General features: G+C 32.5%; 10 protein-coding genes. 8 read left to right on the forward strand and 2 right to left on the reverse strand.

Annotated features, from left to right (window positions below):
• Positions 1–140: 140 nt before the first annotated feature.
• Both FNW07_RS12495 and FNW07_RS12500 read right to left on the reverse strand, forming a co-directional pair.
• Positions 141–548 (reverse strand): hypothetical protein, encoded by a 408-nt coding sequence (locus FNW07_RS12495; RefSeq protein ID WP_126744318.1) that lies wholly within the window; start codon positions 546–548, stop codon positions 141–143.
• Between the two features lie 144 nt (positions 549–692).
• Entirely contained in the window at positions 693–1,214 is a 522-nt protein-coding gene (locus tag FNW07_RS12500; RefSeq protein ID WP_126744317.1) for a helix-turn-helix domain-containing protein, read from the reverse strand.
• Between the two features lie 390 nt (positions 1,215–1,604).
• On the opposite strand from FNW07_RS12500, the gene FNW07_RS12505 reads away from it, so the two are divergent.
• From FNW07_RS12505 to FNW07_RS12540, 8 genes are all read left to right on the forward strand, one after another.
• Positions 1,605–3,167 carry a type I restriction-modification system subunit M gene (locus FNW07_RS12505; protein ID WP_126744316.1) on the forward strand — a complete coding sequence of 521 codons (1,563 nt, stop codon included), beginning with the start codon at positions 1,605–1,607 and terminating at the stop codon, positions 3,165–3,167.
• A complete protein-coding gene (locus FNW07_RS12510) occupies positions 3,167–4,459 on the forward strand; it encodes a restriction endonuclease subunit S (RefSeq protein WP_126744315.1) in 1,293 nt (430 codons plus the stop codon). The genes FNW07_RS12505 and FNW07_RS12510 overlap by 1 nt, the downstream gene beginning before the upstream one ends.
• On the forward strand, positions 4,456–4,980 hold the full coding sequence (locus tag FNW07_RS12515; RefSeq protein WP_126744314.1) for a hypothetical protein: 525 nt from the start codon (positions 4,456–4,458) through the stop codon (positions 4,978–4,980). The genes FNW07_RS12510 and FNW07_RS12515 overlap by 4 nt, the downstream gene beginning before the upstream one ends.
• Complete coding sequence (locus FNW07_RS12520) at positions 4,981–7,854, forward strand: type I restriction endonuclease subunit R (protein WP_126744313.1); 2,874 nt, start codon at positions 4,981–4,983, stop codon at positions 7,852–7,854.
• A gap of 144 nt (positions 7,855–7,998) precedes the next feature.
• Entirely contained in the window at positions 7,999–8,370 is a 372-nt protein-coding gene (locus FNW07_RS13825) for a hypothetical protein (protein WP_158626856.1), read from the forward strand.
• Positions 8,371–8,442: 72 nt separating this feature from the next.
• Positions 8,443–8,868 (forward strand): hypothetical protein, encoded by a 426-nt coding sequence (locus FNW07_RS12530; RefSeq protein ID WP_126744312.1) that lies wholly within the window; start codon positions 8,443–8,445, stop codon positions 8,866–8,868.
• Between the two features lie 2 nt (positions 8,869–8,870).
• The gene (locus FNW07_RS12535) at positions 8,871–9,692 is read left to right on the forward strand and encodes a HipA family kinase (protein WP_126744311.1); all 822 of its coding nucleotides are present in this window, start codon (positions 8,871–8,873) and stop codon (positions 9,690–9,692) included.
• The gene (locus FNW07_RS12540) at positions 9,689–10,552 is read left to right on the forward strand and encodes a hypothetical protein (protein WP_126744310.1); all 864 of its coding nucleotides are present in this window, start codon (positions 9,689–9,691) and stop codon (positions 10,550–10,552) included. The genes FNW07_RS12535 and FNW07_RS12540 overlap by 4 nt, the downstream gene beginning before the upstream one ends.
• The last annotated feature ends 902 nt before the right edge of the window (positions 10,553–11,454 follow it).

Genomic DNA, 11,454 nt, shown 5'->3' on the forward strand with positions numbered 1-11,454 from the left:
CGTCGTTCCTCCTCGCAATGACAGTACCTAAGTGTCATTGCGAGCGGAGTGGAACGAAGCGTGGCAATCTCAGGATATTACTTCGGCGTCACTCCGTAATGAGGGATGAACATAAAAAAGAGGTCCGAAGACCTCTTTCTCTACAATGTACTTTTATGAACCGTAACCCCACTAATAAAAACATCCGTTTCATCCAGTTCCTTATTGATACGTTCCAGATCCAGTTCCTTTTCAAGAAGCGCTACAGAACCATAACTCTCTTTCCGGTTTTCCAATAAGAACCGTTTGTACTCCAATCGCGTCTTTCGTTTGATCTCATCCTCTTTGGTCGGGCCGTCCGGTAACACACCGATAACCATTTCTACTGCTGCAATTTCTGCTACAACACCTTGTAGGATCGCATCGATTTCTACGGAGATGCTGCTGTAGTTTGTGGTAACGCGTTCCACCGATAATTGTTTGAAGGTCAAATCGGATTTTTCTTTTTCTGCCCATGCTAATAATACATCGCAATCGGCCACTGTGGTAATCTTGTTTAATGAATACATAATAATTCAATTTAAAAGTTAATATTATTCTTACGGTTTCCAAAATCGATGCCAAAAAATTCTGACAAATCATCTGTTTTGAAATTTTAACATTTTGTAAGAAAATAACCCTTTTTAAGTTATATTTATGTGGTTGAAATTCAATTACTTTTCTGGCTGAGAAATTTTGTTGCCAATTTTCAATTTTAACATTTCGACGTTTTCTTTTTTTAGCTGAAGATCCAATAATTGGGACAAACTGTTTTTTTGCAGGGTATTCGTTGCACAGATTTGGATGCTTTTCAATAGGGAAGTATTGGGATTGGGTTGTGATTCCAAAAAAGAAACCGCTTCCAATGCCGCGAAACATTCCTGTCTTTTATTTTCAATGGTAGTGATCTTTTTATCTAGGAGTAGTTCATTATGTTTTAGGTTATGGAGTTGCTGTTTCACCCATTCCTGCGTTTCCTTTTGTTCGGCTTCTGCAATTTTTTGTCTTTCGGCAGATTTGTGTTTGGGTTTTTGCAATTGCGACAATAGTGTGGCCAGTTGGTTTTTGGAGGTCAACGGCAAATCCCGTTTTCCGGAAGCATACATCGCCCATTGGCTACGAGTAATGCCCAATAGCATTGCGGTTTCTTCTTGGGATAAACCAATGATACTTTTGATTGAAACGTTATTTTTCATTTGTGACAAGTTTTACTGTATTTGCAATCGTGTCACAAATATTGTGACATTTATTTTAAAATAAAAATTTTGTCACAGAAGTTGTGATAAAATTTTAATAATATTTTTTTTGTCACAAGTTTTAGTTGTCATTGCGAGAAGGAACGACGAAGCAATCTCATATCCCTAAATTTAGGGATTGTGTAAGTACTTTATTATTGGTATGTTTGGGAAGTTAAATTATATCCGCCCCAATAAATAAAATTTAATGAAGACTCTCGAGTTAATAAAACCTACTATACTGCATCTAACATAGTTAGTTTACAAATTCCTGTCTTTATCTAATCAACTTTGGGATGGGTTACCAACATTTTTAAACATTACATCATAACATAATAGTAATAACCTATAATGGCAGCTGAACAAAAACACAAATTAGAACAACAACTCTGGAATATTGCAAACACCTTGAGAGGGAAAATGGATGCCGATGACTTTAGAGATTACATATTAGGTTTTATTTTCTACAAGTACCTGAGTACAAAAATGGATTTGTATGCCAATGAAATACTCAAACCAGACGGTTTGACTTTTCAGGAAATTGAAGGACATCCTGACGAAGCAGCACTGATGGAAGAAATTAAGCAATTGGCTTTAGATAAGTTGGGTTACTTTTTACAACCTTCCGAATTATTCTCCCAACTGGCAAAACGCGGTAACGGAGGCGGAAAACATAATTTTATCCTAGGTGATTTAGCAGCTGTATTGACGCACATTGAGCAAAGTACTATGGGTTCTGAAAGCGAGGAAGATTTTGGCAACCTGTTCTCCGACCTGGATTTAACCAGCCATAAGCTAGGAAAATCAGAAAACGACAAGAACGAACTGATTGTAAAAGTACTTGTGCATTTAGATGAAATCGATTTTGATTTAGAAAATACTGACAGTGATGTTTTAGGTGATGCATATGAATACCTAATCGGAAAATTTGCCAGTGGCGCCGGAAAAAAGGCCGGAGAATTTTATACTCCACAACAAGTCAGCAGTGTTTTGGCACAATTGGTAACCGTGGGTAAAGACAAGCTCAAGAGCGTTTATGACCCAACCTGTGGTTCCGGTTCGTTATTGTTGCGTGTGGCGAAAGAAGTAAACGATGTGAGTGCCTTTTACGGACAGGAAATGAATCCTACGACCTACAATTTATGTCGTATGAACATGATCATGCACGATGTGCATTATAAGCGTTTTGATATTAAGAACGAAGATACTTTGGAACGACCACAGCACTATGATATGCGTTTTGAAGCTATTGTGGCGAATCCACCATTTTCTGCTAATTGGAGTGCCAGTCCTTTGCACATGAACGATGAGCGTTTTTCCGCTTATGGGAAACTTGCACCAAGCAGCAAAGCCGATTTTGCTTTTGTACAGCACATGGTACATCAATTAGACGATAACGGAACCATGGCCATTGTTTTGCCACACGGTGTTTTATTTAGAGGAGGAGCCGAAGGACACATACGACAATATTTAATAAAAGATAAAAATTACCTGGATGCCGTAATTGGTTTACCGGCCAATATTTTTTACGGAACCAGTATTCCTACCTGTGTTTTAGTCTTAAAGAAAAAAAGAAGCCATCCCAAAGATATTTTGTTTATTGATGCCAGCCAATATTTTGAAAAGGTGAAAACCCAAAATATGTTGCGATCCGAAGACATTGACAAAATTATCAGTACATACGAAAACCGTTTGGTTGAAGAAAAATACAGTCATGTTGCTTTGTTAAGCGAACTAGCCGATAATGACTACAACCTGAACATACCGCGTTATGTAGATACGTTTGAGGAAGAAGATGCTGTAAATTTAGCGGCTGTAACTACTGAATTAAGGGAGTTAGCAGTTGTTAGTAAAACTACTGATGCTGCGATTGCCGAGTTTTGTACCGAATTAGGAATTGAAACCCCATTTTAATGAGTATAGCAAACTTACAAATAGAAAAGACCCAAGCCGCAGGCGAACGGAGCGCAGCTAAAAAAACGTTGGTTCCTAAATTGCGATTTGAGGAATTTGATGGGGATTGGGATGAAAAGAAGTTGGGAGACATTGTGCAAATTTCATCGTCAGCACGAGTTCACAAGGAGGAGTGGACCGAAGAGGGTGTTCCTTTTTTTAGGTCAAGTGATGTAGTAGCTGCGTTCAATGGAAAACAAAACATAAAAGCGTATATTTCTTTTGAGTTGTATAATTCTCTTTCAAAAAAGATAGGTAAGGTTAAAATAGATGATCTTCTAATTACAGGAGGTGGGTCGATAGGCATTCCATTTTTAATAAAAAAAAATGATCCTCTTTACTTTAAAGATGCTGACCTATTGTGGATTAAAAATAATGAAAATATAAGTGGATATTTTTTATACTCTTTCTTTCTAACTCCATTATTTAAAAATCACCTTAAAAGTGTTTCCCACATTGGAACTATAGCTCATTATACTGTTATACAAGCAAAGAATACACCTTTTAACACCCCTTCCCTTCCAGAACAACAAAAAATTGCTTCGTTTTTAAGTTCCGTGGATGAAAAAATACAGCAACTCACCCGCAAAGCAGCTTTATTACAACAATACAAAAAAGGGGTAATGCAACAACTGTTCTCGGGTACATTGCGGTTTAAAGATGAGAATGGGGAAGAATATGCTGATTGGGAAGAGAAAAAGTTGGGGGAGGTTGCTAAATTTAGAAGAGGTAGCTTTCCACAACCTTATGGTTTACCGAAATGGTATGATGATGAAAATGGGATGCCTTTTATTCAAGTGTATGATGTTGATAATAATATGCTTCTAAAAAAGACAACCAAAAATAAAATAAGTAAGTTAGGTGCAGAACACAGTGTTTTTGTTAAAGAAGGAACATTGGTAATTACAATACAAGGTTCAATTGGTAGAATTGCAAAGACTCAATATGACGCTTATGTTGATAGAACATTATTAATCTTTCAATCATATAAATTTCCAACAGATGTAGATTATTTTAAATATGTTGTTTTTTTACTTTTTGAAATCGAAAAGACAAAAGCTCCCGGTGGAACAATAAAAACAATTACAAAAGAAGTATTAACTGATTTTATAGTTCCAATTCCTTGTTTAAAAGAACAACAAAAAATCGCCAATTTTTTATCAAGTATTGATTCAAAAATACATAGTGTAAACCAACAACTTGTCCAAACGAAAAAGTTTAAAAAAGGGTTGTTGCAGAAGATATTTATATGAAAGAAAAATTTCTGCATAATGAATTTTGGACATTAACATTTGGTGCTGCTTTTCAGCGGGCTTATGTATATAAAAAGAATGTATCTGATAAGAATAAAGAACAATTTAAAACGGTAACAAGACATTATATTGAAAATGAATTATTAGCTGTCTATTCTTATGAACATGTTAGTGATGAGGTACATATCGATAACATTATTAAATTAAGTAATTTCACTGGGCAATTTTCAAATATTCTTCAGAATGGAAAATTAAATTTTGGGGTAAGTCAAAAAATGTTGAACCTCTATTTGAAATATTTGTGGTGTTATGGGAAAATTAGTGAACCTCCACATTTTCCGGTTGATAGAAGAATACAAGAAAATATAGAATTTAGACCTATAGTTTCTTGGACAAGATTTAAGGATGAAGTTGATTATATGAATATTATTAATCATGTAAGATTAATAAACAAAGAATATCCAACTATTGCAGAATTCGAATTAATTCATTTTAAACGAAGAGTAAAAACTAAAGAGTAAATGAGCCACCAATCTGAAGCAGTACTAGAAAATAACTTAATCAAGCAATTGCGTGGCTTAGATTATACCTCTGTCCAAATTCAAGATGGTGTTGCTTTGGTTTACAACCTCAAAAATCAACTAGAACTTTTTAACCAAACCACCTTTACTCAGAAAGAATTTGATGCGGTTTTGAATCATTTAGCTAAAGGAAATGTATTCGAGAAAGCCAAAACGCTACGAGATCGCTTTCAGTTAACCAAAGAAGATGGTACTTCGTTTTATGTTCGTTTTTTCAATAGTGAGGATAACAGTAAAAATTTATTTCAGGTCACCAACCAAATCAGTCTGGAAGGCAGTTACAAAAACAGGTTTGATGTGACACTTTTGGTCAATGGATTGCCATTAGTACAAATAGAACTTAAACGCTCGGGTATTGAAATAAAGGAAGCCTTCAATCAAATCAATCGCTACCAGAACCATTCTTTTTGGAGCAATCACGGTTTGTTTCAATACGTTCAATTGTTTGTGATAAGCAATGGAGTTAATACCAAATATTTAGCGAACAACAAATTGCAATCGGTTAAACAAACCTTCTTTTGGGCTGATGACAAAAATAAAAACATCACCGAGTTAACCGAATTTACTGCGGCTTTCTTAAACACGGATCATTTAGGTAAAATGATTGCACATTATATCGTAATTAACGAGACCCATAAAGTCATGATGGTGTTACGTCCGTACCAATATTTTGCCACCGAAGCTATTATCCATCAAATCAAAAAATCTAACGATAACGCCTACATTTGGCACACCACAGGTTCCGGTAAAACCTTAACTTCATTCAAGGCAAGCCAGATTGTAATGGAATTGCCTGAAGTCTATAAAGTGGTTTTTGTAGTTGACAGAAAAGATTTGGATTACCAGACGATGAACGAGTTTAACGCTTTCAAGAAAGACAGTGTTGACGTTACAGATAATACGCAATCGCTGGTAAGACAATTGACAGATAATACAAAGTTGGTTTTAACCACCATTCAAAAATTAAACAATGCAGTTTCCGAACGTTTTAAAGGAAGCATTGAGTCCTTGAGACACAAGAAAATCGTTTTTATATTTGATGAATGTCACCGTTCTCAATTCGGGGACACACACGACCGCATTACCAAATTCTTTGAGAAAAGCCAATTAATAGGATTTACAGGGACACCCATATTTGCTGAAAACGCATCTAAAAATGATTTAGGAAAACGAACCACCAAAGATTTGTTTGGTAATTGCTTACATAAATACGTGATTACTGATGCTATTCGGGATCAAAATGTATTGCGTTTTGGGATTGAGTATATTGGAAAGTACAAAAACAAGAGTAATGCTTTTATTGATATTGAAGTAGAAGATATTGACAAAAAAGAAGTGCTCGATTCCAACAAAAGAATTAATAAAATAGTAGATTACATCATTGCCTATCACGATCAGAAAACCTTTAGTAAAGACTATTCGGCTTTACTGGCAGTTAGCAGTATTGATAATGTTATTCAGTATTACGACCTCTTTCAACAAAAGAAGGATGCAGGAGAACACGATTTACGGATTGCTACAATTTTTACGTATGGCACTAATGAAGATTCAGACGAAGCACAGGATTTTCTTCCCGATGATGAAGAATTTGATATCGCCGCTGAACCACAAACCATTTATCAGTCCAGCCACACCAGAGACAAACTGGAACGATACATTGGCGATTATAATAAAATGTACAACACCAGTTATACGACCAAAGACAGTGAGTCATTTCAAAAATATTTCCAAAACATCAGTAAACGATTAAAAGATCGTGAAAAAGAAAACTTCGACCACGAAAAAGACCGTTTGGATATAGTCATCGTGGTCAACATGATGCTTACTGGTTTTGATGCTAAAAAAGTAAATACGCTTTACGTAGATAAAAACCTGAAACAACACGGCTTAATCCAGGCGTATTCCAGAACCAATCGAATATTGGGCGAGCAGAAGTCGCAGGGGAACATCTTATCTTTTAGAAACCTCAAAAAATCTACGGATGATGCCATTACTTTGTTTTCGAACAAAGATGCCATTGAAGTTGTTACGATGCCAGATTATGAAGCCATTGCCGAAAAATTCGATGAAGCATTGAAACTATTACGCGAGATTACACCGACTTATCAAAGCGTTAATGATCTAGAGAGTGAAGAAGCAGAGGCACAATTTGTGCAGGCTTTCCGGAAATTGATGCGGGCGATGAATGTATTGCAATCGTACACAGATTTTGATTGGGATGATTTACTAATTGATGAGCAGGAATTTGAAGATTATAAAAGCAAGTACCTGGACTTGTATGAAAAAGTAAAACAAGACAATCAAAAACAAAAAACATCCATTCTGGACGATATTGATTTTGAACTGGAGTTAATCCATAGAGATCAAATTAACGTTGCCTATATCCTGAAATTGTTAGCACAAATGAAAGGAGCTAAGGCTTCTGATTTAGCTGCACAAAGAAAAGTTATTATTGATTTATTGGGTGGCGATATCCAACTAAGAAGCAAACGGGAATTGATTCAAAAATTCATTGATGAGAACATGCCACACATAAAGGATGGGGATAATATTGAGGATGAATTTGAAAAATTCTGGCAAGAGCAAAAAGTACTGGCTTTGGGTAAACTGTGTGAAGACGAGCATCTCGACAATGCGCAATTCAAATCATTAATAGATGCTTATATCTATAATGGACGTGAACCTATAAAAGAAGAAGTTATTCAATGTTTAGACAACAGACCCAGTGTTCTTCAGGCGCGAACAATCGGTGATCGTATCATAGCCAAAATGAAGGAATTTGTTGAGGTGTTTGTTAAGGGTATGGTGGCTTAGGAAGGGAAAGAACAGATGGTGCAAAACATTAAACGTTGTTGTGAAACAAAGGATGTTGGTAGCAACTCTTCATTATGACAAATTGAACAGATAAAAATTGATTGCGCTTAAGAATTTTTCAAACAGTTAACTATTGATGGGCATATGTTTTGGGATAAAATAAAAAAATATTTTAAAAAGAAATTGTATAATAAAACAAAAATGGCAAAGGTTAGAATAAAAAGAATTTATGAATTTGAAAAACCTTTAGTAATATGTGACACAAATGTTTGGTACTATATTGTTGATAATAAATTCAAAAAACCAGATGATGTTTTATTGATTCCAACTTCATTTTCTTTAGAGGAAATTGCAACTTCAAAATTAATGGTTCATAATACAAAATATTATCAAGATGTATTGCGGTCTATCTATGAAAATTGTGGACCAATAATACCAAATAATCCATTTGATTTTATATTAAATAATTTAGATAGAAACTACAAGTTAAATGATGAAAAAACAGAGTTGCTATAAAAGGGATTTTCTGAACTTTTATCAAGAAAAGTTGAGGATGTTGAAATTGATGAAGAATTAAAAAATAAAATATTGAAGGATTGTGAAGATAGCAGAAAACCTACTTTTGAATTTGCACATTTCAGTAATGAAGAAATATTCTCGATAAGAAAAAATATTAATAAAGGAATTGGGATTAAGGAACATATAAAAATAGATTCTACAGAAATCAATAAACAGATGCTAATAGAGATGTTTAATGCCTATGCGAAAGTAAAAAAATACACGATCACTTGGGATAAATTTGATTGGAATCAAGTAGAATTATTTATGGTTGTAACCGAAATTTTCTTTAAAAAATTAGAAACAACAAAAAATATGAAAATCAGCCCTAACGATGTAGTTGATTGGTTTAATTTACTTTATGTTACACCTAATGATAGATATTTGACATTTGAGGATAAATGGAGAAACTATATTTTAGAAGATGAGAGAATAATGCACTATTTATATAATTAGAAATGATATTTAAAATAACCAAAGCATTTTCAATAATTGAAGAAATATATACCGATGGGCATAGTCCATTATTGGTTATTGATAGCGATAATAAAATTTACGTTGCAAAAAACGACAAAGGTAAAATTCCCCCAATTTCATTAATAAATGAATGTTTTGCACAATTTTGTCTTGAACATTGGAATATAGAAAGAGCTAATTTTGCTTTGATGAATTTTTCAAGAGAATTAATAGAAAATTCTGAATTATCTAATAATCACAAACCATATTTTTATGATACTATTTGTTTTGCATCTGAATACATTCAAAATCCTATTGATGTAAATGAATTATTAATTACACATAAAAAAAACGTTTTTAATAAAATCAGCAATCCTTTTGAATTTTTACATATTGCATTATTTGATACTTGGGTTGAAAATGACGACAGAAAACCCACTAATTATAATCTTATTTTTAAGCTTGAAAATAATAAATATACTGTTATACCAATTGATCACGCATTTATTTTCAGCACTTTAAAATACCAAAGTTTAGACCCAGATTTATTCACACCAATTGACAACGAACATATATTAGTTTCAGAATTAGGTAAATTAATAAAGAGACATATTAACATTAACACGGACTTTATTAACAAAGAAAAAGAATATTTCTATATTTGCATCGAAAAGTGTAAACAAGACTTTGATACTTTTATAGGCCAAATTTGTGGTTTTTATGATTTAGATAACACTGAAATTGAAAAATTAAGGTTATTTTTATTCAACGATGAAAGAAATAAAAAAGTTTTTGAAGAATACGTTTATCGATTAGGACAATGAAAAAGTTTTATACAATAGTTCAATTAGCACCAAATAAAGCGGCAGGAGATACCGTTGCAATTGGTATGCTTTTATTTGATGGTAGTAAACTTAAATATTACATATCAGATAAAAAGAAAAACATTGCACTAAAATTATTAAATGATAAGAACGTAGATATTGACTTTTTTATAAAACAGATAACTAACAAATGTGATATTATAAATAATGATATCGATGAACGTAACCTGTTTAATAAATATGATAAAATTTCTGATGTATCATACATTAATTATTTAAGTAATTATTCTAACGGACTTTTACAATTTTCAAAGCCAACTATCTTTTTTGATGAGGTTGATGACTTTAAATTTAACAATCTTATAAATTTATTTTTTAATGAAACTATTTTTAAAAATGAAATAGTAATTCATCACGAGATAAATATAGAAGCGATTGTTCAAAATGAATTAATTGAAAAAGTAAACAATAAAATACATACTAATTATAAATTTTCTCCAAGTAACTTAAATTCAATTTATTTTCCTTTTGAAATGGATTGTATTGGTTTAAATGGTTCTTTAATTGGTGCAAAGTCAATGTCATTTGAGAAATCTAAAACTACACTTGACAAAAATTTAAGTCATTATTTTACTTTAATTTCAATGCTATCAAGTAAATATAATAAGTCTCTAAAAGATAATAAATTTTATTTGATAACTGAAGAACCATCAGAAATAAATAGTGAAGAACATACTGTATGGGAAAGTATTGTTAAAAATGAGTTAGTTACTCTAATTCATCCAGAAGAATCCAACATAGTTGCTGATTTAGTATTTGAAAAAAATGCTGGTAAATTTCTTGAAGAAGTTTCAGAATAAAATTAGTTGTAAATAATCATTACCTCATTCATCTGCACAAAATCCTCGTTTGTCAAAGTATTCCTGTACACAAATCTTTGTTTGATTTCATTAATGAAAATGGTAGAAAAAATAGCAACACTCGATGTAAAGAAAAGATGCATAATTACTCTACTTCCCGATACAGAAATAAAGAGTTATTGATTTTAAAGGGCTTCAATGATATGAGGTACAAATAAGGTACATGGAAATGAAAAGTTTAATCATCAACAATATTTGAATATACTACTTAGTGAGTGCATAAATTTAGCAAAGGTTTTACTTGTATCATAATTTCCTTTCTTATTTCTGCTTTCAAATTTTTCTCGTTTTCAGTTTGGTTGCTTATTTAAAATCTCATTAGTGTTACCTTTTAATAATTCAGTCTTTGTTTCTTTGCAAAGGTTTTGCAATGGTTTTGCAACAAGTTTTGCAACAAGTTTTGCAACAAGTTTAGTTAATTTAATTAGCAATGATAGTATTGGTATCGTCCTGAAAAAGTATTGCAATATTTTCTAACAATAATTGCAATGGTATTGCAATGTTTTATCTTGATAATTGCAATGATTAAACTGGAATGTTTTATTATAAATATAATTGTCAACTGCCTTATCCAATTCCTTACCCATAATTTTTGCATTGAACGTGTTTTTGATTTGGGTTGATTGGAAAAGCCGTGTTACAGAAATGTTTCACAGCTTTTTTCTTCAGGAATTATAAAAAAATAGATGATTTGGATAACAAATTAATATCTTTGCCCTAATGAAGGCATATTTCAAAATAATCATTTTCACTCTTATCTCCTGTTGTTATCTCAACACGGTTTTTGAATTTTCAGATAATGAAGAAAAGCTAAATTTTGAAAAAGAAAGTCATTGTTATAT

This window comes from Flavobacterium sp. GT3R68, assembly GCF_007109225.1.
Lineage (GTDB): Bacteria > Bacteroidota > Bacteroidia > Flavobacteriales > Flavobacteriaceae > Flavobacterium.

Coding starts and splice junctions, on each gene's coding strand:
- FNW07_RS12495 (WP_126744318.1), bottom strand. CDS start 548: ATGTATTCATTAAACAAGATTACCACAGTGGCCGATTGCGATGTATTA.
- FNW07_RS12500 (WP_126744317.1), bottom strand. CDS start 1,214: ATGAAAAATAACGTTTCAATCAAAAGTATCATTGGTTTATCCCAAGAA.
- FNW07_RS12505 (WP_126744316.1), top strand. CDS start 1,605: ATGGCAGCTGAACAAAAACACAAATTAGAACAACAACTCTGGAATATT.
- FNW07_RS12510 (WP_126744315.1), top strand. CDS start 3,167: ATGAGTATAGCAAACTTACAAATAGAAAAGACCCAAGCCGCAGGCGAA.
- FNW07_RS12515 (WP_126744314.1), top strand. CDS start 4,456: ATGAAAGAAAAATTTCTGCATAATGAATTTTGGACATTAACATTTGGT.
- FNW07_RS12520 (WP_126744313.1), top strand. CDS start 4,981: ATGAGCCACCAATCTGAAGCAGTACTAGAAAATAACTTAATCAAGCAA.
- FNW07_RS13825 (WP_158626856.1), top strand. CDS start 7,999: ATGTTTTGGGATAAAATAAAAAAATATTTTAAAAAGAAATTGTATAAT.
- FNW07_RS12535 (WP_126744311.1), top strand. CDS start 8,871: ATGATATTTAAAATAACCAAAGCATTTTCAATAATTGAAGAAATATAT.
- FNW07_RS12540 (WP_126744310.1), top strand. CDS start 9,689: ATGAAAAAGTTTTATACAATAGTTCAATTAGCACCAAATAAAGCGGCA.